This window comes from Streptomyces sp. ADMS (assembly GCF_033441795.1).
In the GTDB taxonomy this organism is placed as follows: Bacteria; Actinomycetota; Actinomycetes; order Streptomycetales; family Streptomycetaceae; genus Streptomyces.
Genome location: NZ_JAVFVX010000532.1, coordinates 1 through 300 on the forward strand (window position 1 = coordinate 1; position 300 = coordinate 300).

Annotated in this window: 1 protein-coding gene; it reads right to left on the minus strand. The window is 70.3% G+C overall.

Translation table 11 applies throughout. The features are described from left to right. Positions 1 to 300: SPFH domain-containing protein (locus RB628_RS41890; RefSeq protein WP_318325827.1), on the minus strand; the 300-nt coding region annotated here is incomplete at both ends.

Consider the following 300-nt stretch of genomic DNA (forward strand, 5'->3'; position numbering starts at 1 on the left):
CTGCGCCCGTTCCAGGAAGCGGAGCAGTTCGACCGGGAAGGGCAGGACGAGCGTCGAGTTCTTCTCGGCCGCGACCGCCACCACCGTCTGGAGCAGCCGCAGTTGCAGTGCGGCGGGCTGCTCGGACATCACCCCGGCGGCCTCGGCGAGCTTCTTCGAGGCCTGCAGCTCGGCGTCCGCGTTGATGATCCGGGCCCGGCGTTCACGGTCGGCCTCGGCCTGGCGGGCCATCGAGCGCTTCATCGTGTCCGGCAGGGAGACGTCCTTGATCTCGACCCGGTCGATCTGCACGCCCCAGCC